Annotated in this window: 13 protein-coding genes and 2 pseudogenes; 13 read left to right on the top strand and 2 right to left on the bottom strand. The window is 66.7% G+C overall.

The genetic code is table 11. The annotated features are described in order from the left end of the window. Positions 1-2 precede the first annotated feature (2 nt). Positions 3-740 carry a GntR family transcriptional regulator gene (locus QP164_RS17225; protein ID WP_132737137.1) on the bottom strand — a complete coding sequence of 246 codons (738 nt, stop codon included), beginning with the start codon at positions 738-740 and terminating at the stop codon, positions 3-5. 125 nt (positions 741-865) lie between these two features. Next, positions 866-1,489, bottom strand: coding sequence for a copper homeostasis protein CutC (locus tag QP164_RS17230; RefSeq protein ID WP_333923918.1), 624 nt, complete (start codon positions 1,487-1,489; stop codon positions 866-868). 478 nt (positions 1,490-1,967) lie between these two features. On the opposite strand from QP164_RS17230, the gene QP164_RS17235 reads away from it, so the two are divergent. From QP164_RS17235 to kdpF, 13 genes and pseudogenes are all read left to right on the top strand, one after another. Beyond that, positions 1,968-4,793 (top strand): TonB-dependent receptor, encoded by a 2,826-nt coding sequence (locus QP164_RS17235; RefSeq protein WP_333923919.1) that lies wholly within the window; start codon positions 1,968-1,970, stop codon positions 4,791-4,793. Between the two features lie 58 nt (positions 4,794-4,851). After that, positions 4,852-5,604 carry a sugar-binding domain-containing protein gene (locus QP164_RS17240; RefSeq protein WP_333923920.1) on the top strand — a complete coding sequence of 251 codons (753 nt, stop codon included), beginning with the start codon at positions 4,852-4,854 and terminating at the stop codon, positions 5,602-5,604. A 2-nt stretch (positions 5,605-5,606) separates the two neighbouring features. After that, the gene (locus QP164_RS17245) at positions 5,607-7,025 is read left to right on the top strand and encodes a glycoside hydrolase family 2 TIM barrel-domain containing protein (RefSeq protein ID WP_333923921.1); all 1,419 of its coding nucleotides are present in this window, start codon (positions 5,607-5,609) and stop codon (positions 7,023-7,025) included. After that, a complete protein-coding gene (locus QP164_RS17250; RefSeq protein WP_333923922.1) occupies positions 7,022-9,310 on the top strand; it encodes a beta-N-acetylhexosaminidase in 2,289 nt (762 codons plus the stop codon). The genes QP164_RS17245 and QP164_RS17250 overlap by 4 nt, the downstream gene beginning before the upstream one ends. Next, positions 9,310-11,922, top strand: a complete 2,613-nt coding sequence (locus QP164_RS17255) for a beta-mannosidase (protein WP_333923923.1) — start codon at positions 9,310-9,312, stop codon at positions 11,920-11,922. The genes QP164_RS17250 and QP164_RS17255 overlap by 1 nt, the downstream gene beginning before the upstream one ends. Positions 11,923-12,076: 154 nt before the next feature. Next, positions 12,077-14,608 carry a glycoside hydrolase family 3 C-terminal domain-containing protein gene (locus tag QP164_RS17260; RefSeq protein WP_333923924.1) on the top strand — a complete coding sequence of 844 codons (2,532 nt, stop codon included), beginning with the start codon at positions 12,077-12,079 and terminating at the stop codon, positions 14,606-14,608. Then, positions 14,605-16,053: a glycoside hydrolase family 125 protein gene (locus QP164_RS17265; protein WP_243693202.1), complete on the top strand. Its 1,449-nt coding sequence runs from the start codon at positions 14,605-14,607 to the stop codon at positions 16,051-16,053. Before QP164_RS17260 ends, QP164_RS17265 begins: the two co-directional genes overlap by 4 nt. Next, a complete protein-coding gene (locus QP164_RS17270) occupies positions 16,050-18,359 on the top strand; it encodes a GH92 family glycosyl hydrolase (RefSeq protein WP_132895961.1) in 2,310 nt (769 codons plus the stop codon). Before QP164_RS17265 ends, QP164_RS17270 begins: the two co-directional genes overlap by 4 nt. Beyond that, positions 18,356-20,348 (top strand): annotated as a pseudogene (locus QP164_RS17275) (alpha-L-fucosidase). Before QP164_RS17270 ends, QP164_RS17275 begins: the two are co-directional and overlap by 4 nt. Before the next feature lie 225 nt (positions 20,349-20,573). Then, the gene (locus tag QP164_RS17280; RefSeq protein ID WP_333924294.1) at positions 20,574-21,950 is read left to right on the top strand and encodes an FAD/NAD(P)-binding protein; all 1,377 of its coding nucleotides are present in this window, start codon (positions 20,574-20,576) and stop codon (positions 21,948-21,950) included. Positions 21,951-21,993: 43 nt separating this feature from the next. After that, positions 21,994-23,071 (top strand): annotated as a pseudogene (nhaA, locus tag QP164_RS17285) (Na+/H+ antiporter NhaA). Positions 23,072-23,198: 127 nt separating this feature from the next. Beyond that, on the top strand, positions 23,199-24,047 hold the full coding sequence (locus tag QP164_RS17290) for a TorF family putative porin (protein ID WP_333923925.1): 849 nt from the start codon (positions 23,199-23,201) through the stop codon (positions 24,045-24,047). Positions 24,048-24,163: 116 nt separating this feature from the next. After that, positions 24,164-24,253: a K(+)-transporting ATPase subunit F gene (gene kdpF, locus QP164_RS17295; RefSeq protein WP_055875324.1), complete on the top strand. Its 90-nt coding sequence runs from the start codon at positions 24,164-24,166 to the stop codon at positions 24,251-24,253. Positions 24,254-24,258: the final 5 nt, after the last annotated feature.

Raw genomic sequence — 24,258 nt, forward strand, 5'->3', positions numbered from 1 at the left:
CGTCAGATATCGTTGAGTTCGGCGACGAGGTCGTACGCGTCGCCACGGTAATAGGATTGGGTGAATTCGGCGGCCCGGCCATCTCGCAGGAAGCCGCGGCGTTCGATGAACAGGCCGGCATGGCCTGCATCGACGCCGAGCATCTTGGCATGCTCCGGGCTGAAATGGACCGCGCGCAGGCGTTGCAGCGCGCGAACCGGACGGTTGCCCGCCGTTTCGAGCGCCTCGTACAACGAGTCCTGGACGGCATCGATCGTCGGCAGGCAGTAGCCGGCGATCGTCGAATATTCGAGCGCCATCGGCGTGTCGTCGGCGTAGCGGATGCGCTGGAACCGGTACACCGCCGAGCCGGGCGACAGTCCGAGCGACAGCGATTCCTCCGGCGTCACCATGCCGATCGTCCGGCTGACCCACGCGCTGCTCGGCGTCCGGCCGCGCGACTGCATGTCCTCCGAGAAGGACGACAGCTTCGAGAAGCTCTTCTCGACGCGGGTCGCGACGAAGGTGCCAGCACCGCGACGGCGGGTCAGAAGGCCCTCTTCGACGAGCCCGCCGATCGCTTTGCGGACGGTGATGCGCGACACGTCGTATTCTATCGCAAGATCGCGTTCGGCCGGCAGCGCGTCGTCCTTGGCCAGCACGTTGCGGTTGATCGCATCGCGGATCAGTTGCTGGAGCTGAACGTACAACGGCGCGGGATTGCCATCCCGGAACCTGCCAATGCTTGTCGAAAAGGACATGGACGCGACTTTCAATGGTGTCGGCACGAGCTTTGCGAAGCGCGGACCGACAGCAGGGGAATGGGATACGTTATATATTGGTATTGTTCAAGCGAGTTGCGGATCGAAGGAATCGAGTACCATCTTCAGGTCGCGGACACGGTGTGCATCGGTGACCCTTCGATGGGGGCGGAGAACCCGAATTGGCGTTCGCGGGTATCGTCATCCGTTTCGGTCGGCGAGAGCGTGGCGCCGCACGACGCATGAATCTCGCGCAGGCCGACATCGAGGAAGCAGGTCGCATTGCCCGCATCGATGCCGCTGCCGGGCAGAATGACGATCCGTCCGGCGGCGGCGCGGTGGAGCGCCTCCAGCATCCGCACGCCGTCGATCGCCTTGGGCGCGCCGCCGGAGGTCAGGATCCGATCGAAGCCGAGCGCGATCGCGGTCTCGAGCGCTGCGGGAAGGTCCGGGCAAAGGTCGAATGCGCGGTGCAGCGTCAGCGAGAGCGGCGACCCGCGCGCCGCACCGCAGGTTCGCGCATGGCCGACGAGGTGCGTCAGAAGGGAGATATCGAGACTATGATCCGCCGCGCTGGCGCCGATCACGACCCCCGCCAGCCCCGCGTCAGCCGCCGCGGCGATGTCCGCGGCGATCAGTGTCGCCTCGCGTGCGCTGTACCGGAAGCCCCCTTCACGCGGGCGCACGAGCATATGGACAGGGATGGGCAGGTCGCGTGCTGCGGCGATCAGCGAGGGCGTCGGGGTCAATCCGCCGAGCGCCAGCGCCGCGCAGAGCTCGAGGCGATCGGCGCCCCCGAAACCGCCGAATCGACGCCGGTGATGTCGTCGACGCAGATTTCGAGGGTCATTCGCCGGCTTTCGATTGGTCGTAATTTTATTACGTCTGGCCGATCGAGTCGGTGTGTTCAACGACAAAGTGGCAATCACAAAGCAAGAAAAGGTATTGCGACCGTGACCGATCCTGGACGGCCGCCAATCCACCGAGAACGGGTTCGTCACATAAAAATCCGGATTAAACAGCAACCTAACCGATCGTCGCAAAAGTTCCGCCGCATGGTAACCAAACTGTAATTACCGATGGATTTCGTAATCAAATTGGTTATACGATATCCGTACCAGACCGCACATATAGCGACCAAAATAGTACCAGCGGTAAGGGTGGATGTGGCGCGGAGTTTCCGGGTCGGGATGACGCCGCGGCGTCGATTGGGAAGGGGCTTTGACGATGGTTTTCCGTAAGCAGGTTTTGTTGGCGTCGAGCGCGATCACGTTCGGTCTTGCAGGCTCCCTCTTCGCCCCATCGGCGATGGCGCAGGTCGCGACCGCCTCCCCGACAACGACGCCCCCGACAACCACGCCTGCGGGTTCGGATACGCAGAACGGTGCACCCGCCACGGTCGATGCCGACCAGGACATCGTCGTCACCGGTATCCGTGGGAGTTTGCGTAGCGCGATTGCGGTTAAGCGTAACGCCAACGCTGTCGTCGACGTGATCTCGGCCGAGGATATCGGCAAGTTCCCCGATCGCAACGTCGCTGAGTCGCTGTCGCACATCCCCGGCGTCAGCATCGATCGTCGTTTCGGCGAGGGCGAGAAGGTCGCGATCCTCGGCACCGATCCCGCGCTCAACCGCATGCTGCTCGACGGCCACGCGCTCGCCTCGGCCGATTGGGGCGGCAACGACAACGATCCGTCGAGCCGCACCTTCAACTATTCGCTGCTCGCACCCGAACTCGTCGATCGCCTCGAAGTCTACAAGTCGCCCGAGCCGCGCATCGAGGAAGGCAGCCTCGGCGGTACGGTCATCGTCCGCACCCGTCGCCCGCTCGACCTGAAGGCCAATGCGATCTTCGCCTCGGGCGGCTATTCGTACAACGACCGTTCGGACAAGGGCAACGTCCGCGGCTCGGGTCTGTACAGCTGGAAGAACAAGGACGAGACGTTCGGTGTCCTCGTTGCCGCGACTTACGACAAGCAGAGCCTGACGCGCTCGGGTGTCGAGTTCTTTGGCTATGACAACGTTGCGGCGAATGCGGACGGCACGCGCAACAGCCCGTTCGTCAACCGTGCACAGGACGGTACGCTGAGCCTGAAGAGCCCGGGCGCGACCATCACCGGCGGGACGATCGCCGATCTCTACAATGCGGCCTCGCCGTTCGGGATCAATTACGCGTATTTCCAGCAGACGCGCGAGCGCAAGAGCGTGTCGGGAACGGTGCAATATCGTCCGTCGTCCGATCTGACGTTCACGCTCAACGGCCTGCACATCGACGGCAACTACAACAACTACAGCCAGTCGATGTACACGATCCCCGGCGCCTGGACCGGCGACGTGCTGCAGTCGGCGACGATCAGCAACGGCGTCGTCACCGGCGCATCGTTCGGTGCCGCGAACAGCCAGTCCGCACAGCTCGACACGCTGGTACGCAAGACCAAGCTGAAGACCGACAACCTCAATTTCTTCACCGATTGGGAAGGCGATGGCGGCGCGAAGGTCTCGTTCGCGGGCGGCTGGAGCAAAGCGACCGGCGGGCGTAACCCGGAATATCTGTTCAACGTCCAGACCAAGCTGCCGTACAGCTATGCGTTCACCGACACGACCGCGACGGTGAATTTCGTCGGCGACCAGACCAACCCGGCGAACTATTTCACCAACCCCAACAACAACCCCGCGCAGATCGAAGGCCGTCCGGTCGTCGTCAACGGCACGCAGCTCAACGCCGCGCAGATCGGTGGGCTCGACTACAGCGTCACCACCGACCGCGACATCTTCGGCGGCTATGACGCGACGATCCCGGTTTCGTTCGGGCCGTTCACCGAGATCCTGCTCGGCAGCCGCGTGACCGACCATGTCAACAAGATCGATGCGCGCGGCATCAATACGTACCTGACCAGCTCACAGACGATCGCGCAGCTCGGCGTGCCGGTGCTGATTACGCCGAGCGGCACGTTCGACGGCAGCGGCGGCATGGGCAACGCGACCAGCTATCTGAACCTGCCCGAGCAGTCGGTGATCGATATCCTCGCCGGTGCGATCAACAGTCCGCTGGTGAACAAGGTCGGCGCCTCGACCAAGGTCAAGGAGACGGTCATCGCCTCCTATGCGCAGGCCAATTTCGACCAGGGCGGGTTCCGCGGCAATATCGGTGGCCGTCTGGTCTATACCCGCGACATCTCGAACTTCGCGACGACGCCGAGCGGCGTAGTGAACCCACAGCCGGTGCCGACGCGGACCTCGACCGACTATATGAAGTTCCTGCCGAGCCTCAACATCGCCTATTCGGTCAACCCGCAGGTGATCATCCGCGGTGCGGTGGCGCGCGTGATCTCGCGGCCGCGCTATCAGGATCTGGCCGCGGCGACGTCGCTCAACGACACCACGCTGGATGGCGGCGGCGGCAACCCGAACCTGAAGCCGTATGAATCGACCAACTACGAACTGACCGCGGAATGGTATCCGCGCGCCGGTACGCTGCTCGCGGTCGAGCTGTTCCGTCGCGATATCGAGAACTACATCATCAGCTCGCGCCAGAACGTCGATTACTTCAATGCGCTGCAGAACCGGATCACGACCTACAACGTCAGCCAGCCGATCAACGGCGCCAAGGCCAAGGTCAACGGTGCGCTCGTCTCGGGCCAGGCGGAGATCTGGGGCGGTTTCGGTCTCCAGGCGAACTATTCGTACCAGGACAGCAGCACCTCCTCGATCGACGTGACCGGCGCCGAGCTCAACCTGCCGTATCTGTCGAAGCACACGGTCAACATCATCCCGTATTTTGAGAGTGGGCCGTTCCAGGCACGGCTGAGCTACAACTACCGCACCGCGTATTTCCGGACGATCGGTCGTCTGGGATCGCGCGAGATGGTGGCACCGTACAACCAGCTCGATTTCTCGGCGGGGTTCAACATCACGCCGGCGATCACGCTGTCGGTCAACGCGCAGAACCTGCTCGACGCGACCTATCTCCAGTATAATACGACGCGCGATCGTCCGACCGCGTTCTACAAGAACGGTCGCACCTTTGCGGCATCGGTATCGTTCCGGATGTGACGTCTCGGCGCGCCGAAAACGGCGCGCCATCCTCCTCGACGGAAGTACGACGGCACGCATGATATCGGGATGTATCAGGGCAGGGTTGCGGCGGATCGGACATTACGGTGTCGGGTTCGCCTCGGCCGTCCTGATGCTGGTGCCTCTGCCTGCCGCGGCGGAACAGATCGGCCTCGATGCGGGGTGGAGCTTCTGGTTGGCGAAGGATGCGCCGGCTGATCCGGCGTGGCTGAAGGCTGATCCGGCGGGGGCGGAGAGCGTCGTTGTCCCGCATAGCTGGCCGCTGTCGCGCGGTGCGGGTGCCGAGGGCGTCGGCTGGTATGCGCGGACGCTGGTGGTGCCCGAGGCGATCGTCGGCAAGCATCTCGAACTGCATTTCGACGCGGTGTTCTACGCGACGCGCGTTTGGGTGAACGGGACGCTGGTCGGCACCCATGAGGGCGGGCATACCGCATTCGATCTCGACGTCTCGAAGGTGCTGAAACCCGGCGCGAACCGGATCGTCGTCGCGGCCGACGACCGGCCGGGGTTCGCAACGATCCCGGGGTATGCGATGCGTCTCCAGGCGTCGGGGAACGTCTGGTACGACTGGTGGCACAGCGGCGGGATCACGCGCGACGTGTCGCTGCGGATCGCCGAGGGCGGGCTTATTCGCCGCCAGCGGATTCGGCAGGTCCTGAAGGCCGACAGCGCGATCGTGAAGAGCGGCGTTAGAATCGAGAATGTCGACAGCAAGCGGCATGATTTTTCGCTGACGACGAGTGCGATAGATCCCGACGGCCGCCTGGCTGCGCGCGCTTTCGCGGGGTGACGGTGGCCGCGTCTTCGGCGGCGATGGCGGATGCGGCAATGACGATTGCCAAGCCGCAACTGTGGCAGATCGGTGCGGGGAAGCTCTACCGGATCGTCGCCGAGTTGCGCGACGAGAAGGGCGTCGTGCTCGACCGGCGCGAGGACACCGTCGGGCTGCGCACGCTCGCGCTCCGTGACCGGCGGCTGTACGTCAACGACGTCGCAGTTCGCCTCACGGGCGTGACGCGGCATGAGGATTCGCCGTGGGAGGGTGCCGCGGAAACGCGCGGGACGATCCTGCACGACATGCGCGATCTCGCCGCGCTGCATGTGACGCTGACGCGGCCGGTGCATTACCCGCAGCCGCAGAGCGTGTTCGATGCCGCCGACCGCGCGGGGATGCTGCTGATCCCCGAAATCCCGATCTGGCAGATGACCGCGGCGCAGCTGGGTGATCCGCGCCTCCTCGTGCGCGCCAAGGCGATGATGGCCGAGATGATCGCCGAGAGCGGCAATCATCCGAGCGTGCTCGCGTGGAGCGTGATGAACGAGAGCGAGGCCGCGACGCCGCAGGGCCTCGCGTTCGTGCGCGCGATGAAGGCGCATATCAACGCGATCGATCCGGGCCGGTTCGTGACGTTCGCGGATTCGCAGATCGCGGAGCGTGCCGTACGCGTACCCGCCCTGGTCGAGGCGGACTTCGTGATGGCCAACGCCTATTTCGGGACCTGGAGCGGCGGTGCGGACAAAGTCGGACCGTGGCTCGACGCGTTCGACAAGGCGTATCCCGACCGGATGCTGGTGATCTCCGAATTCGGCTGGCCCGGGCCGTTCTCGCACGACTCCGCGAGCGCAGACGTCGCGCGTACCGAAAACCTGAAGGACCAGCTCGCGGCGTTCGCGACGCGGCCCTGGGTCGGCGGTGCGATCTTCTGGAGCTATGCGGACTATCGCTCGAACAAGAACCTCTTCGCCGGCATGGCCGATGGCTATGTCGATCACGGCCTAGTCGATGCCGATCGCCAGCGCCGCCCGAGCTATTTCGCGTGGGAAGCCGCCAACCGCGACGTCTCCGCGAAGGTCGACCTGACGATGGCGGGCGAGACGCCGACCGGCTTCACCGCGACCGTGATGGGCGCTGCGAAGGCTGCATTGCCGTCCTATCCGCTGGTCGGTGCGCGACTGCACTGGCGCGCGATCGGCGGCGATCGCGTCGTGCTCGGCGAGGGCGAACAGGCGCTTCCGGTCATCGCGCCGGGCGGCACCGCGACGGTGTCCGCGGCCTGGACTGGTCGTCTTACGCCCGTCACGGTGACCGTCGATATCCTCACCGCGGAGGGCGCGCGCGCAGGCGGCGTCGTCCGCGACTACGAACCGTTCAAGGCCGGCTCTGCCGTCTATCCACCCGATCCAGCGCAATTGCCGAAGGACCCTAAATGATCCGTTTCCGCCCTCTGGTGCTCGCGCTGCTGATGTCCTCGACCGCGGCGGTGGCCGAAGGGCCGAAGCTGATCCCGATGCCCGCCTCGATCGAGCCTCACGCCGGCACGCTGACCATCGGCGAGGGTGCGGGGATCGTCGCTGGCGACACAGGCGCAAAGACCGCCGCCAAGCTGCTCGCCCAGCAGGTCAAGGTCGTGCGCGGGCTCTCGCTTGCAAGCGACGCCGGCACGGGGCCGATCCGCTTCGTGCGCGATGCGAGCGTGGCGGGTGACGAGGCCTACACGCTGACTGTCGATGCGAAGGGCGTGACGATCGCGGCGAGCGGCGATGCGGGCCTCGTCCACGGCGCGATGACGCTGGCGCAGTTGCTCAGCCCCGATGCGGCGGTCGGCAAGCCCGTGACGCTCGCGGCGATGACGATCCGCGATGCGCCGCGCTTCAAGTGGCGCGGACTGATGATCGATCCGGCGCGGCATTTCGTGCCGATGGCGACCCTGTACAGCATGGTCGATCAGCTCGCCGCGCAGAAGATGAACGTGCTGCATCTCCACCTGACCGATGATCAGGGCTGGCGCGTCGAGATCAAGCGCTATCCCGACCTGACCCGGATCGGCGCGTGGCGGACGCCGCCGTCTGCGGGTGGTGCGCCGGGCGAGAAGGTCGGCGGGTTCTACACGCAGGCCGAGCTGAAGGCGTTGGTCGCGTATGCGCAGAAGCGCGCGATCACGATCATGCCCGAGATCGACTTGCCCGGCCATGCGCAGGCGGCGGTGGCGTCGTATCCGGCTGAAGTCGGCGTGCTCGGCGATCGGCCCGCGGTCGGTCACGACTGGGGCGTGAACCCGTGGCTGTTCAGCCCGGAGGATCGCAGCATGACCTTCATCAAGCACGTGCTCGACGAGCTGATGGAGGTGTTCCCGTCGCAGTTCATCCATCTCGGCGGCGACGAGGCGGTCAAGGACCAGTGGGAGCGCTCGCCCGCTGTGCAGGCCAAGATGAAGGCGCTCGGGCTGAAGACCGAGATGCAGATGCAGAGCTGGATGATCGACCAGCTCGGCGAGTATTTGGCAAAGCACGGCCGTCGTCTGATCGGCTGGGACGAGATCCTCGAGGGTGGCTTGCCGCCATCGGCGTCGGTGATGTCGTGGCGCGGCGAGAAGGGGGCCATCGACGCGGCGAACCAGGGGCATGACGTCGTGCTGAGCCCCGCGCCGATCCTGTATCTCGACAGCTTGCAGAGCAATCGCAGCGACGAGCCGCCGGGGCGCATCTCGAACGGCGATGCGATCGTCCCGCTCGCGAGGCTCTATGCGTACGAACCCGAGCCCGCGGGGCTCGCACCTGACAAGGCGAAGCATGTGCTGGGCGCGCAGATCAACGCGTTCAGCGAATATCTGGTCACGCCCGAGCAGTTGCAGCACGCGACCTTCCCGCGGCTGTCGGCGCTCGCCGAGCGGACCTGGTCGCCGAAGTCCGCGCGTAATTTCGACGACTTCGTGGCGCGTCTCGAGCCGCAGATGGGGCGTTATGCCCGCGCTGGTATCGCCGCGGCGGACAGCGCATTCGCGGTCGACTTCGCGATTCCCGGCACGCGCGGCGATGCGCTGCGCCGCGGCAAGGTGCCGGTGACGCTGGCGACGCAGACGGGCTACGGCACGATCCGCTACACGCTCGACGGCAAGGTGCCGACCGCGCGATCGAAGGCCTATGCCACGCCGTTGTCGCTCAGGCCGGGGACCACTGTCCGCGCGGCGGCCTTCACCAGCGACGGCCGTTCGACCGCGGAACCGCGTCTGTTCGAGACGAGCCGGGTCGCGCTGCTGCGGCGGTCGAGTTCGGAGCTGGTCGCCTGCCCTGATGGCGCGATCGGGCTGCGCGTGCCGCTGACGTCGGAGGCGACGGCCAATACGCCGGTATTCAACGTCAACATCTTCGACACGTGCACGATGTACCCCGCCGCACCGCTGGATGTGGCGCGGAGCTTCACCGTGGATGTCGCGCGGTTGCCGCGGCATTACGGGCTGGCGCATGACGAGAAGGCGTTGCGGCGGCATTATGCGGTGACGACGTACGGCGAGCTCGTGGTGCGCACCGGCGGCTGCACGGGCACGATCGCGGCGACCTTCCCGCTGCCGAACCCGGCGACGAGCCCGAACCGTATGACCTTCCGCGGCACGCTGCCCGAAGGAAAGGGCGATGCGGATATCTGCCTGTTGTTTACGGCGTCGATGGAGTCGCCGTTCTACGCGGTCGAATCGATGCAGCTGTCGGAGAAGAAGTGATGCGGCGCACGGCTGTTCTGCTGCTCGCCGCGATCGTTGCGACGCCCGCCTGGGCGGCACCACGCACGAGCGTCGTGCTCGACAAGGGCTGGTCGATGCGGATCGATCCGGCCGATACCGCTGCGGCCAAGGCGCACCCTAAGGCCGGACGCTGGCTCCGCGCGACCGTGCCGGGCAGCGCGCAGACCGACCTGATGGCCGCGAAGATCGTCCCCGATCCGTACAAGGGCCTGAACGAGGCGAAGATCCAGTGGGTGGGTCTGACCGACTGGCAATATCACACCGTCGTGCGTGCGACGCCCGAACTGCTGGCGCGCGATCATATCGACCTGGTGTTCGACGGGCTCGACACCTTCGCCGAGGTGCGGCTGAACGGGACCAAGCTGCTGGCGGCGGACAATGCGCATCGGCGCTGGCGCGTGCCGGTCAAGGCGGTGCTGAAGCCGGGCGCGAACGAGCTGCTCGTCACGTTCCGCTCGCCGATCCGCACATTGCAGCCGATGGTGCTGAAGGCGAAGAACCCGCTGCCCGGCGAATATGATTCAATCTATGGCGACGAGCCGATGGGCAAGCAGACCTCGCCCTATATCCGCAAGCCGAAGTATCAATATGGCTGGGATTGGGGTCCCCGGATCGTCACGCAGGGGATCTGGCGTCCGGCGCGGATCGAGGCTTGGGACGACGCGCGGATCGAGGCGTTTCGGGTTACGCAGGAAGGGCTGACCAAGTCCGAAGCGCGGCTGTCCGCGGAACTCGACGTGGTGGCTGGCCAAGAGCGGCCGGTTACCGTGCAGATCGCGGTCACGGGGCCGGACGGTCGCGTGACGCAGGCAGCGCGGACCGTGACCATCGCGGCGGGCGCGAGCCACGTTGCGGTGCCTGTGAGCGTCGCCAATCCGCAACGCTGGTTCCCGGCGGGCTACGGCGCGCAACCGCTCTATACCGTGAAGGCGACGCTGACCGACGGAACCACGACGATCGACACCGCGCAGCGCCGCACCGGCCTGCGCACCGTCGAACTGCGTCGCGACAAGGACGCGCAGGGGCGGGGGTTCGCGTTCGTCGTCAACGGCATCCCGGTGTTCGCCAAGGGCGCGAACCTGATCCCGTTCGACATGTTTCCCGCGCGCGTGCCCGAGAGCCAGATCCGGACCGTCATGGCGGGCGCGCGCGATGCCAACATGAACATGATCCGCGTATGGGGCGGCGGCTATTATCTCGACGACGCCTTCTACGACCTCGCCGACCAGATGGGCTTGATGGTGTGGCAGGACTTCATGTTCGGCGGCGCCGTCACGCCCCCCGACCGCGATTTCCGCGAGACCGTCCGCATCGAGGCCGAGGAACAGGTCGACCGGCTCCAGGCGCATCCCTCGATCGTGCTGTGGTCGGGCAATAACGAAGTGCTCAGCGGCTGGGCGAACTGGTCCGATCGGATCGCCTTCAAGAAGGCGGTCGGCGCGGACGAGCAGGAGCGGATCGGCGTCGGCATGGCGGTGATTTTCGACCGCGTGCTGCGCGATGCCGCCGAACGCCGCGATCCCGACGCGGTCTATTGGCCGGGTTCGCCGAGCAACAATTACGAGGACAAGCCCGACATCGATGGCGATGGCGACCGGCATTACTGGGACGTGTGGGGCGGCAAGAAACCGGTCGAGGCGTATCTCGACAGCTGCCCGCGATTCATGTCCGAATACGGGCTGCAATCGATGCCCGAGATGAAGACGATCCGGACGTTCGCGACCGACGCCGACTTCTCGCCGACCTCGCCGGTGATGAAGGCGCACCAGAAGTTCCTCAAGGGCGAGGGTAACGACCGGCTGCTGTTCTACATTCGCGAGAAATACCGCGAGCCGCGCGACTTCGCCGAGTTCGTGTATCTCAGCCAGGTGATGCAGGCCGAGGGTATCGAACTCGCCGCGCTGCACCACCGCGCGTGTCGGCCGGTGACGATGGGGTCGCTGTTCTGGCAGATCAACGACGTCTGGCCGGGCGCGTCATGGGCGAGCATCGATTATTACGGCCGCTGGAAGGCGCTGCAATTCCGCGCGCGGCATTTCTACGCGCCGCTGGCGATCGCCGCCGAGCGCAAGGACGGGTTGACCAAGGTCAGCCTGATCTCAGACGCGACGGTGCCGACCGAGGCGAAGTGGCGCGTGCGGACGCTCGACGTCGACGGCAAGGTCGTCGCGACGCGCGAGGAGGCTGCGACATTGGCGCCTCTGTCCGCAACGGCGGTTGCCACTTTGTCGGATGCGACGCTGTTCGCGGGCGGCGATCCGGCGCGGACGATCGCGGTGGCGGAGTTGCTTGTGGGTGACCGCGTAACGTCGCGCGTGCTGGTGTCGGCCGCGCCCAAGACGATGACGCTGCCCGATCCGGGACTGACCGCGACCTGGGAGGGCGATCGCCTGACGCTGACTGCCACCAAGCTGGCGCGCGCAGTGTGGCTCGATTTTGGGAAGGTCGAGGCGGCGCCATCGGACAATGCGTTCGATCTGTTGCCGGGGGAGAGTGTTACGGTGACTGTTGCTTCGAAGGCGTCGGCTGCGGCGCTGAAGCGTGCGCTGTCGATCCGCACGCTCGCGGGCATCGCGGCGGTGAAGTCGTGATGCGCAACCATGCCACTACCGCCTCGTCATCCCAGCGAACGCTGGGATCCAGAGTTACGGACGTCACCACCCTTGGCTCTGGATCCTGGGTCGAGCCCAGGATGACGGATGGGGGAGGGGGCGCCTCTGGGCCAGGTTTGCCCGGCTCGCCTTCGTGCCGGGCCTGTTGCTCGCGTCGTCGGCGCTTGCGCAGACCGTCGATCCGGCTGTGAAGAGCATGACGCTCGACGAGAAGGCGGCGCAGCTGCAGAGCGTCGCGCCGGCGATCCCGCGGCTGAACTTGCCGGCGTATGATTACTGGAACGAGGGGCTGCACGGGCTTGCGCGCAACGGCGTCGCGACGGTGTTTCCGCAGGCTATCGGGCTGGCCGCGACGTGGGACGAGGCGCTGCTCAGGCGCGTTGGCGATGTCGTGTCGACCGAGGCGCGCGCGAAGTCCAATGCGCTGCCGGCGGGCGACCGCGAACGCTATCAAGGGCTGACGATCTGGTCGCCTAACATCAACATCTTCCGCGATCCGCGCTGGGGTCGTGGGCAGGAGACCTATGGCGAGGACCCGTATCTGACGGGCAGGCTCGGCGTCGCGTTCATCGGCGGGCTGCAGGGGCCCGACCTCGCGCACCCGAAGGTCATCGCCACGCCGAAGCATCTCGCCGCGCATAGCGGCCCCGAGGCGGGGCGCGACGGGTTCGATGTCGATATCTCGCCGCACGACCGCGAGGCGACGTTCCTCCCGGCGTTCCGGCTTGCGCTGACCGAGGGCAAGGCGCTGTCGACGATGTGCGCGTACAACGCGATCCACGGCGTGCCGGTGTGTGCGTCGGAGCCGTTGCTGACCGAGACCGTGCGGAAGCAATGGGGCTTCAAGGGGCTGATCGTGTCCGACTGCGATGCGGTCGGGAATATCTCGAACTACCATTATTATCGGCCCGATACTGCGAGCGGATCGGCGGCGGCGATTTCCGCTGGCATGGATTTCAACTGCGGGAAGACCTACGCGGCGCTTGGCGATGCGGTGCGGCGGGGGCTGGTGCCCGAGGCGACGCTCGACGCGAGCCTGACGCGGACGTTCGCGGTGCGGCGGATGCTCGGTGGGGCGTTCGGAACGACGAGCCCGTGGGACAGGATCAAGCCGACCGAGTTCGACACGCCTGCGCATCGCGCGCTGGCCCTGGAGGCGGCGCGGAAGGCGATGGTGCTGGTCCAGAACAACGGCGTGTTGCCGCTGAAACCGTCGGCGAAGATCGCAGTGATCGGGCCGAATGCCGACAGCGTCGACGTGCTCGAGGCGAATTACCACGGTACGGCCGCGGCGCCGATCACGCCGCTGGCGGCGCTGCGCACATCGTTTGCGGGCGTGCGGTATGCGCAGGGGTCGAGCATCGCCGAGGGCGTGCCCGTGCCGGTACCCGATACCGCGCTGTCCTTGCGTGGCGAATATTTCCGGGCAAGCGATTTCACCGGTACGTCGGTGGTGCGCGCCGACCGGCTGATCGACTTCGACTGGGACCGCACCGCGCCCGCGCCGAAGATTGATCCGGCCGCGTTCTCGGTGCGCTGGACCGGCACGATCACCGCGCCGGCGGCGGGCGAGTATGTGTTCCGACTCGACGTGCCGCGCTGTTTCGACTGCAAGGGGCATGATCCTGCGCGGTTATGGATCGACGGCAAGCCGATCGCCGACGACGACGGCAGCGGCAAGAACGTCGAGGCGGCTGTGACGCTGGCGGCTGGCTCCCATGCGATCCGCGTCGAGCTTGCGCATAGCGGTGAGGACCAGGGGCTGCGGCTGACCTGGACCGCGCCGGCCGATGCGCAGGTTGCGGAGGCGGTTGCCGCGGCGAAGGATGCCGATGCGATCGTCGCGTTCGTCGGACTGTCGCCCGCGGTCGAGGGCGAAGCCTTGCAGATCGAGGTGGCCGGGTTCTCGGGCGGCGATCGGACCGATATCGGGCTTCCGGCGGCGCAGGTGCGCTTGCTCGAAGCGGCCAAGGCGACCGGCAAGCCGCTGGTCGTCGTGCTGATGACGGGCAGCGCGATTGCGATGACGTGGGCGAAGGCGCATGCCGACGCGATCTTGGTCGGCTGGTATCCGGGGCAGGCTGGCGGGCAGGCGATCGCCGATACGCTGGTTGGCAAGAGCAATCCGGGCGGGCGACTGCCGGTGACGTTCTACGCGAAGACGCGCGATCTCCCGGCGTTCATCGACTACAACATGCGTGAGCGGACCTATCGATACTTCACGGGCACGCCGCTCTGGGGCTTCGGGCATGGGCTGAGCTATACGCAGTTCGCTTATGCCGCGCCGAAACTCGCGCGCACCACGATCGCGGCAGGCGAGAGCGTCACGATCGAAGTACCGGTGCGCAATGCCGGCAAGGTTGCGGGCGACGAGGTGGTGCAGGCGTATCTCGTGCCGCCCGAGCCGGCGGTAAAGCCGCGCTTCAACGATCCCGTCCTCCAGCGCCAGCTCGTCGGGTTCAGGCGCCAGACAGTGAAGCCGGGCCAGACGGCACGCGTGGCATTTACGATCGATCCTCGCGGCATGAGCAGCATCGATGCGGCGGGAACGCGTCGCGTCGTACCGGGCGAATACCGGCTGCATATCGGTGGCGGCCAGCCCGGCGACGGACCGGGTGTCGATACCGTCTTCACCGTGACGGGAACGCAGGATTTGCCGAAATGATCGACCCCAGGATGATAGACCGGCGCATGCTGATTGCCGGTGCTGCGGCACTGGGGCTTGCGCGACCGCTGCGGGCGGCCGCACCGTCGTTCGTCAGCAAGCGCCCGAAGCTTGACGATCGTCGCTACACCAGCCGCGCGGTCGAGGCGGAGATCGCGCGCGTTTCGGCAAAGATCGCCGATCCCGAACTCGCCTGGATGTTCGGCAATTGCTATCCGAACACGCTCGACACGACGGTGTTCATGGGCGCGGTCGACGGCAAGCCCGATGCGTTTGTCATCACCGGCGACATCGATTGCATGTGGCTGCGCGACAGCTCGGCACAGGTCCATCCGTACCTCCCGCTGGCCAAGCGCGATCCGGCGTTGCGGACGTTGTTCCGCGGGCTGATCGCGCGGCAGGCGCGGTGCATCCTGATCGATCCGTACGCCAACGCGTTCATGCACGACCCCTCGGCGAAGACCAATCTGAGCTGGTCGCTGGGCGACGACACGGTGATGAAGCCGGGCGTCGGCGAGCGGAAGTGGGAGGTGGATTCGCTCTGCTACCCGATGTGGATTGCGCACGCCTATTGGCAGGCGACCGGCGATACCGCGCCGTTCGACGCGCTGTGGGCGGATGGCGCGCGCGCGTCGATCCGGACGTTTCGCGAGCAGCAGCGCAAGGACGGGCCGGGGCCGTATCGCTTCCGCCGGTCGTCGCCGATCGTCGGGGAAAGCATGGCGCTCGACGGCTATGGTCCGCCGTCGCGCCCGGTCGGGCTGATCCATTGCGGGTTCCGGCCGTCGGACGATGCGTGCGTGCTCCCGTTCCTGATCCCGTCGAACATCTTCGCGGTCCGCGCGCTGCGCCAGTTGGCGGAACTCGCGACGCGCGCCCGGCCCGATGCGGTGCTGGCAGCGGATGCGAGCGCGCTGGCCGACGAGGTCGAGGCGGCGTTGCGGCTGCATGGCATGACCAAGGGGCCGGATGGCCAGCCGGTCTGGGCGTATGAGGTCGATGGCTATGGCAACGCGATCTTCATGGACGACGCTAACGTGCCGAGCCTGTCGGGGCTGGCGTATCTGGGGGCGGTGAAGGCCGACGATCCGCTCTGGCGGCGCACCGCGGCGCGCGCGTGGAGTAAGGACAACGCGTATTTCTTCACCGGCAAGGCGGCGGAGGGGATCGGCAGTCCGCATACGGGCTTGCGCGAGATCTGGCCGATGTCGATCGTGATGCACGCGCTGAACGCGCTCGAGACGGGCGATGACGCGACCGTCGCGCGGTCGCTCGCCGCGCTCAAATCGACGCATGGCGGTACCGGGTTCATGCACGAATCTTTCAACCAAGACGACGGCGCGAAATTTACCCGCGCCTGGTTCGCCTGGGCCAACGGATTGTTCGGCGAAATGATCGTCGACATCGCCGCCAAAAATTCCGCCCTTCTCGGAGTCCGCGCATGATCTCCCGCCGTATGCTTCTTGCCGGTAGTGGCGCGCTTGCGCTGACCGCGCGCGGAACGTTTGCCGCTACGCCGCGCACCACCACGGCGTCCGATCTGTTCGTCGGAACCGGTGGTCACGGCCACACCTATCCGGGTGCGACGTTGCCCTTCGGCATGGTGCAGCTCAGCCCGGATACCGATGTCGAGCGCTGGGATGCGTGCTCGGGGTATCACCGCACCGACACGTCGATCATGGGGTTCAGCCATACGCACCTTTCGGGCACCGGGATCGGCGACATGCTCGACGTGCTGGTGGTGCCCGCGCGGGGAAAGGTGCAGCTTACGCCGGGCACGCTTGCCGATCCTGACGCCGGGTATCGCCAGCGGTTCTCGGCCGAGCATGCGGAGCCTGGCTATTACCGCGTGACGCTGGAGTCGGGCGTCCGCGCGGAACTGACCGCGACCGAGCGGACCGGCATCCAGCGCCACGTTTTTCCGGCGGGCGCGGGGCATATCCTCGTCAACCTGTCGCACCTGATCCTCGACAAGTCCGACCAGGGCGTGCTGATCGACGACGCCTCGCTGAACATCGACGAGACCGGCATGCTGACTGGCAGCCGGCGCGTGTTCCGCTGGGCGAAGGGGCGGCGGATCCATTTCGCGATGCAGGTTTCGCGCACGCCCGACCGGATCGTGTTCTACGGCGATGGCGACGTCGCGCAGCCAGCGGGTGCGAAGGGCGTCGCGGGCAAGCGCGTCAAGGCCGTGTTGCACTATGACGACGCGGGTGCGGCGCCGATCGTGATCCGCACCGGCATCTCCGCGGTCGACGTCGCGGGCGCACGCGCGAACCTTGCGGCCGAGGCGCGGCATTGGGATTTCGATCGCTACCGTGCTGATGCGTCCAAGCGCTGGGCGCCTGCGCTCGCCGCGGTCAGCGTCGAGGGCGGCACACCCGCGCAACGTACGATCATGGCGAGCGCGCTGTACCATGCGCAGCTTGCGCCGACGCTCTTCTCCGATGTCGACGGGCGTTATGTCGGGCTCGACCGGCAGGTGCATACGGTGACCGGCAAGGACCGCGCGTACAGCACCTATTCGATGTGGGACACGTACCGCGCGCTGCATCCGCTGCTCACGCTGATCGAGCCCGAGCGTACCGCGGAGCTCGTCGGCGACCTGATCCGGCAGACGCAGCAGAGCCCGTACGGCCCGCCGGTCTGGCCTTTGCAGGGTGTCGAGACGGGCTGCATGATCGGCTGGCATTCGGTGTCGGTGATGGCGGAGGCGCGCGCGAAAGGCGTGCCCGCGAACTATGCCGCCGCGTGGCCGAACGTGCGCCGCCGGTCGTTCGATTTCGCGATGCCTACGATGGACAACAGCCTCGGGATCAAGCCGTACGACACGATGGGCTATATTCCCGCGGACACGGTGTTCGAGTCCGTCTCGCGCACGCTCGAATATGCATATGACGATTACGCGTCTGCGCATCTGGCCGATGCGGCGGGCGCGAGTGCGGATGCCGCGCGGTTGCGCAAGCGGAGCGGGAATTGGCGCAACGTGTTCGATGCATCGATCGGGTTCGCGCGGCCCAAGCTCGCTAACGGGACCTGGACGACGCCATACGATCCAATCGCGCTCGGCCATTCGAGCAAATGGCGCGATTATACCGAGAGCAATGGCTGGCAGGCGACGTTCCTCAACCAGCACGACGTCTACGGCCTGATCGCGGCGATGGGCGGCGATGCGCAGTTCGAGGCCAAGCTCGATGGCTTGTTCAACGCGCCGTCGATCCTGCCGAAGGACGCGCCGCCCGACATCAGCGGGCTGGTCGGGCAATATGCGCACGGCAACGAGCCGAGCCACCACGTCGCCTATATGTATACGTATTGCGGCGCGGCGTGGAAGACGCAGGCGATGGTCCGGCGGCTGCTGACCGAGATGTACAAGGACGATCCCGACGGCATCATCGGCAACGACGATTGCGGGCAGATGAGCGCGTGGTTCGTGCTGAGCGCGCTCGGGCTGTATCCGGTCGATCCGGTGAGCGCGAACTATGTGCTCGGCTCGCCGCTGTTCGATCGGGCGGAGATGCGCGTTGGGAGCGGCAAGACCTTGGTCGTCGAGGCGCGCGGCAATGCGGCGGACCGGCCTTACGTTCAGTCGGTGACGTGGAACGGCAAGCCCTGGACGAAGAGCTGGATCGCGCATGCCGACATCGTCCGCGGCGGGCGGCTCGTGTTCGAAATGGGCGACACGCCCAACCGTGATTTTGGCCGCGCGACTGCCGATCGGCCGCCAGCAACCACCGGAGTTTCGCGATGACCTTCGACTTGAACCGCCGCGCGTTGATCGCCGGTACGCTCGCTACCGCCGCGGCAGGCCGCGTGAACGCCGCCGGCCCGGTCGGTGCACCCGCCCCGTGGGGCGCGACGCCCAGCGTCCGCCAGCTCGCTTGGCACAAACGCGAGCGCTACGGCTTCGTCCACTTCACGCTGAACACCTGGACCGACAAGGAATGGGGCTATGGCGACGAAGACCCCAAGCTGTTCGACCCGACCGCGTTCGACCCGGATCAAATCGTCGCGGCGGCGAAAAGCGCCGGGCTGACCGGGCTCGTCCTGACCGCCAAGCATCATGACGGCTTTTGCCTCTGGCCGACCAGGCTCACCGAGCACTGCATCCGCAACAGCCCGTACAAGGGCGGCAAGGGCGACATCGTCCGCGAACTGGGCGATGCGTGCCGGCGCGGCGGGATTTCCTACGGCCTGTATCTGTCGCCCTGGGATCGCAACCGCGCCGACTATGGCACCCCCGCGTACGTCGAGTATTTCCGTGCGCAGCTGACCGATCTTTGTACGAATTACGGCGAATTGTTCGAGGTGTGGTTCGACGGCGCGAACGGCGGCGACGGCTATTATGGCGGCGCGCGCGAGGCGCGGAAGATCGATGCGCCGAAATATTATAACTGGCCGTCGATCATCGCGCTGGTCCATAAATTGCAGCCGATGGCGTGCACCTTCGATCCGCTCGGCGCGGATATCCGCTGGGTCGGCAACGAGGACGGGCGCGCGGGCGATCCGTGCTGGCCGACGATGCCGAACCATCCGTATGTGCAGAGCGAGGGTAATTCGGGCGTGCGCGGCGCGCCGCTCTGGTGGCCGGCGGAGACGAACACATCGATCTCGTCCGGGCTGGTTCTATCATGCCGACGAGGATCTGCAGGTGAAGTCGCCGCAGCGGCTGATGCAGTTCCACGACGAGTCGGTCGGGCGCGGCACCAACATGATGCTCAACCTGCCACCCGATCGCCGCGGACTGATCGCCGAGCCCGATCTCGCGTCGTTGAAGTCGTTCGGTGATGCGTTGCGTGGCAGCTTCAAGACCGATCTGGCGAAGGGCGCGGTGGCGAGCGGTCCATCGCGCGGGAGCCGGTTCGCGCCGGCCAACGTGCTCGACGGCAATCGTGACAACTATTGGAGCACGCCCGATGCGGTGAAGACGCCGTCGCTAGTGCTCGACCTGCCGCCGGGGCGCCGGTTCGACCTCATCCGGATCCGCGAGGCGCTCGACCTCGGCGTGCGCGTGACGAAGTTCGCGATCGACGTGGCGGATGCCAAGGGCGCGTGGCGCGAGGTTGCGATGCACGAGTGCATCGGCGCGCAGCGGATCATCCGCCTGCCCGAGCCGGTAACCGCGCGACGCGTGCGGCTGCGCATCGTCGAGGCGCCGGCATGCCCTGCGATCACCGAGCTGTCGCTGTTCCTGAGCGTTGCCCCAGTCGCGATCGCGGCATCGCAGGCGACGGGCAACAAGATCATTGCGAAGACCGGGTGGACGATCGTCAGCGCGATCCAGCACAGTCTGGCGATGAAGGCGGGCAAGCCGGATTTCGCGGGCGAGACATCGCTGGCGGGCGTGGTCAAGCCCGGATTGCCCGGTGCGGAGGCGGTGCTCGACGACGATCTCGCGACCGTCTGGACGACGCCTGCGCCGACGCCGACGAGTGTGGTGATGCTGATGATCGACATGGGCAAGGCGGAGCAGGTCGCCGGGTTCAGCCTGACGCCGACCCGTCAGGCGTTGCCCGATGCCGGCCCGCCGGGGCGCTACCGCGTCGAGACGAGCGAGGACGGCAAGTCCTGGACGCCGGCGGGCGAGGGCGAGTTCGGCAACATCGCCTATGCGCGGGCGACACAGCGCATCACATTCGCGAAGGCGCGATCGGCGCGGTACCTGATGCTCGGCTTCACCACCGTCGCGACCGCGCAGCCGAAGATGGCGATCGCCGGCATCGGCGCGTTCCGGCCGTAAGCTCCCGATCTCGATCCTCCCCCGCCAGGGGGAGGTGGCTGGCACTTGCCAGACGGAGGGGAGGTAAGCGACCATACAGGTTCCGTATCCTCCCCCTCCGTCACCTTAGGCGACACCTCCCCCTGGCGGGGGAGGATTAGAGCAGGGGCTGGGCTAGCCGGCTCCGATCGGGCATGGCTTCCCGCGGCAGAACGGGTGAGCGAACAGATGGACGAGCGTACGACGATGGCACGGATTGCGGGGCCCGAGGATCATGTCGTGGTGGTCGGCGGCGGGTTCTCCGGCGCGTTGTTCGCGGTCAATCTGATGCGGCATGACGGCCCCCGCGTGACGCTGGTCGAGCGCCGGGACCGGCAGCTCGCGCGCGGCGTGGCTTACAGCGCAGCGCACCCGGATCATCTGCTCAACGTCCGCGCTGGCAACATGAGCGCGCTGCCCGACGATCCCGATCACTTCGTCCGTTGGCTCGAAGCGCACGGCAAGGGCGACCGCAAGACCTTCGTCCCGCGCACCACCTATGGCGCATATCTGCGCGAACTGCTCGATGCGGCGATCGCGGAATCGGAGGGCCGGCTGGTGCATGTCGAGGGCGAGGTCTGCGCGATCGAGCCGGTCGAAGGCGACGGGGTGACGCTGACGATGGCGGACGGACGCAAGATTGCCGCCGATACCGCGGTGCTCGCGCTGGGAAACCTGCCGCCGCACACGCCGCCCGGGTTGAAGCCGGACGCGTTGCCCGCGGGAGTGTATTGCGCGGATCCGTGGGCGGCCAATCTCGCCGAAGGTTTGGATCCGGATGATACGGTGGTGTTGGTTGGAACCGGGCTGACCGCGATCGATGCGGCGCTGCTGCTCGATGCGCAGGGATTCGCGGGACGCATCCTGGCGATGTCGCGTCGCGGGTTGTCGCCGCGGCGTCATGTCGATGGCGCGCCGGCGCACCGCGGTGCCTCGGACAAACCCCAGGGCGGGCTGACCGACCTCGTCCGCCATGTTCGTGCACGTGCTGAGCAGGAAGGCTGGCGCTGCGCCGTCGACGAGCTTCGTCCGGTCACGCAGATGCTGTGGGCAGCGGCGTCGCAGGACGTGCGCGGACGCTTTCTTCGCCATCTACGCCCGTATTGGGACGTTCACCGCCATCGCCTGGCGCCTGCCGTTGCGGGCCGGGTCGAGGCGCTCGTCGCGACCGGGCGGCTGAGTTTCGCGGCGGGTAAGATCGTGTCCGCCGACGCCGACGGGACGCAGGCAAAGCTGACGTGGCGGCCACGGGGCGAGACCGACCCGGTCGTCACGCGCGCGGCACGGATCGTGAACTGCACCGGGCCGCAGGGTGACCTGCTCCGCTCGGAGGAGCCGCTCGTGAAGCACCTGCTTGCGGCCGGTGCGATCCGGCCCGATCCGCTCAGGCTCGGCGTCGACGTCGATGCGCAGTCTCGCGCGATCCGCGCTGACGGCACGCCCGACGACCGCATCCACTGCATCGGACCGATGACCCGCGGCGGGCTGTGGGAAGTCGTCGCGGTGCCTGACATCCGCGTCCAGAGCTGGGATCTCGCGCGCCGCCTGTCCAACGCGCAATGGGTTGGCGGCGAAGGGCTGTGACCGCAATCCGGCGGTTTTTGCCGGCGAGGCGGCGGGGGCCATCGTGCTGCTCGCGGCGACGATCGCGGCGCTGCTCGTCGCCAACTCGCCGCTCGCGGCGGCCTATTTCGCGACGCTGGACCACGCGGTCGCCGGAATGAGTGTGCATCACTGGATCGACGACGGCGCGATGGCGCTATTCTTCCTGCTGATCGGGTTAGAGGTGAAGAGCGAGTTCGTCTCGGGGCACCTCTCGACCTGGGGGAGCGCATCCTGCCCGGTGCGGCGGCGCTCGCAGGCATGGTGGTGCCGGCGTGCCTCTATCTGCTCGTCAATATCGGTACGCCCGCCAGCCTGCGCGGTTGGGCGATCCCGGCTGCGACCGATATCGCGTTCGCGCTGGGCATCCTGGCCTTGCTTGGATCGCGCGTGCCGACCTCGTTGAAGGTGCTGCTGACCGCGATCGCGGTGATCGACGACCTGCTCGCGATCCTCGTCATCGCGCTGTTCTACACCGGCCATATCGCGCTGTTGCCGTTGCTTGGCGCAGGCGTGGGGCTCTGCGTGCTGGTCGTCCTGAACCTGTCGGGGGTGCGGTCGCTGGCGCCGTATCTGCTGATCGGTCTCGGCATCTGGTACGGCGTCCTGCTGTCGGGCGTCCATGCGACGCTCGCCGGCGTGGCGATCGCGCTGACAATTCCGCTGCGGACGGGGAGGGGCAGCCGCCGCTCAAACGCCTCGAACACGCGCTCCAGCCCTGGTCGAGTTTCCTGATCGTGCCGGCGTTCGGGTTCGCCAATGCGGGCATCGCGTTCGGCGGGATGGTGGCGGCGGACGTGATTTCGCCGTTGCCGGTCGGGATCATGCTCGGGCTGTTCCTCGGCAAGCAGATCGGCATCTTCGCGACGATCCGCGGGCTCGTGATGGTCCGGCTGGCCGAGGCGCCCCGGAACGCGACCTGGGCGCAGGTCTACGGCATGGCGGTGCTGTGCGGGATCGGGTTTACGATGAGCCTGTTCATCGGCGGGCTTGCGTTCGCGGACGCGCCGCACGCGCTGGATTCGGTCAAGATCGGCGTGTTCGCGGGCTCGATCCTGTCGGGCGTCGCCGGCTGGCTGATCCTTCGCCGCACCGCGCGATAATTCGACAATACTACGCGAAACATATGCGCCGCCCCGGCAATCGATCTCGAATTGCTACGTCGCCGGAGCCTAATTGCCAGTCCTCGCGAACCGCCATCCTTCCGGCGGCACGCGCATGGGGACCGCAATGCACATTCTTCGTTTCACCGCCGCCGCCGGACTTCTCGCCGGTCTCGCCACGCCCGCATTCGCACAGGATACCGCGCCGCCTTCGCCCGTCACCGTCATTGGTTCGGTCACACTCGCGACCGACTACCGCCTGCGCGGCGTGTCGCAGTCGGACAAGGACGGCGCGATCCAGGGCGGGCTGACGATCGCGCACCAGAGCGGCGTCTATGTCGGCGCCTGGGGCTCGAACCTGTCGGGCTGGGGCACGTTCGGCGGCTCGAATATGGAGCTCGACCTGATCGGCGGCTACAAGCACAAGCTCGCGGACAACGCGACGCTCGACGTCGGCCTGACCTGGTACATGTATCCGGGCGGCGCGTCGAAGACCGATTATGCCGAACCCTATGTGAAGCTCAGCGGTACGACTGGTCCGGCGACGCTGACCGCGAGCGCCTTCTACGCACCGAAGCAGCAGGCACTCGGCAAATGGTATCGCACCGGCGCCGATGCCGCCGCGGGCGTCTACACCGACGCCGGCGACAAGGAGGACAACCTCTACCTCACCGGCGACGGTGCGTTCGCGCTTCCCGGTACGCCGATCACCGCCAAGGCGCATATCGGCCATAGCTGGGGCAATGACGGGCTCGGCCCGAATGCCACCAGCGCGGCGCCGACCGGCAGCTACTGGGATTGGTCGCTGGGTGCGGACACTACGTATAAAAATCTGACGCTGAATGTGAGCTACATCGACACCGACATCACGCGTCGCAGTGCAGCGTATCTCCAGCCGAGCTTCTCCCGCGGACAGGACGGCACCGGATCGATCGCCGACGGCACCGTGGTTGCCTCGCTCACCGCCGCGTTCTGAAAGGACCCGAGCTATGCAGGACCTACTCTGGATCGCGATCATGATCGGACTGGTGGCGGCGACGCTCGCCTATGTCCGCCTGTGCGACAACGCCTGAGCCCCGTGAGGACATCATCATGACCCTCGACCTCTGGCTCGCCGCGATCGTCGCGCTCGGGCTGCTGTTTTACCTCGTGGCGGTGCTCATCCGTCCCGAACGCTTTTAGGAGCG

The sequence above is a fragment of the Sphingomonas sp. LR59 genome, assembly GCF_036855945.1.
In the GTDB taxonomy this organism is placed as follows: Bacteria; Pseudomonadota; Alphaproteobacteria; order Sphingomonadales; family Sphingomonadaceae; genus Sphingomonas.

Bases quoted from the DNA above. Each gene is read 5' to 3' on its own strand.
- QP164_RS17235 (WP_333923919.1), top strand. From the start codon at position 1,968: ATGGTTTTCCGTAAGCAGGTTTTGTTGGCGTCGAGCGCGATCACGTTC.
- QP164_RS17250 (WP_333923922.1), top strand. From the start codon at position 7,022: ATGATCCGTTTCCGCCCTCTGGTGCTCGCGCTGCTGATGTCCTCGACC.
- QP164_RS17255 (WP_333923923.1), top strand. From the start codon at position 9,310: ATGCGGCGCACGGCTGTTCTGCTGCTCGCCGCGATCGTTGCGACGCCC.
- QP164_RS17265 (WP_243693202.1), top strand. From the start codon at position 14,605: ATGATCGACCCCAGGATGATAGACCGGCGCATGCTGATTGCCGGTGCT.
- QP164_RS17240 (WP_333923920.1), top strand. From the start codon at position 4,852: ATGATATCGGGATGTATCAGGGCAGGGTTGCGGCGGATCGGACATTAC.
- QP164_RS17225 (WP_132737137.1), bottom strand. From the start codon at position 740: ATGTCCTTTTCGACAAGCATTGGCAGGTTCCGGGATGGCAATCCCGCG.
- QP164_RS17290 (WP_333923925.1), top strand. From the start codon at position 23,199: ATGCACATTCTTCGTTTCACCGCCGCCGCCGGACTTCTCGCCGGTCTC.
- kdpF (WP_055875324.1), top strand. From the start codon at position 24,164: ATGACCCTCGACCTCTGGCTCGCCGCGATCGTCGCGCTCGGGCTGCTG.
- QP164_RS17270 (WP_132895961.1), top strand. From the start codon at position 16,050: ATGATCTCCCGCCGTATGCTTCTTGCCGGTAGTGGCGCGCTTGCGCTG.
- QP164_RS17280 (WP_333924294.1), top strand. From the start codon at position 20,574: ATGGCACGGATTGCGGGGCCCGAGGATCATGTCGTGGTGGTCGGCGGC.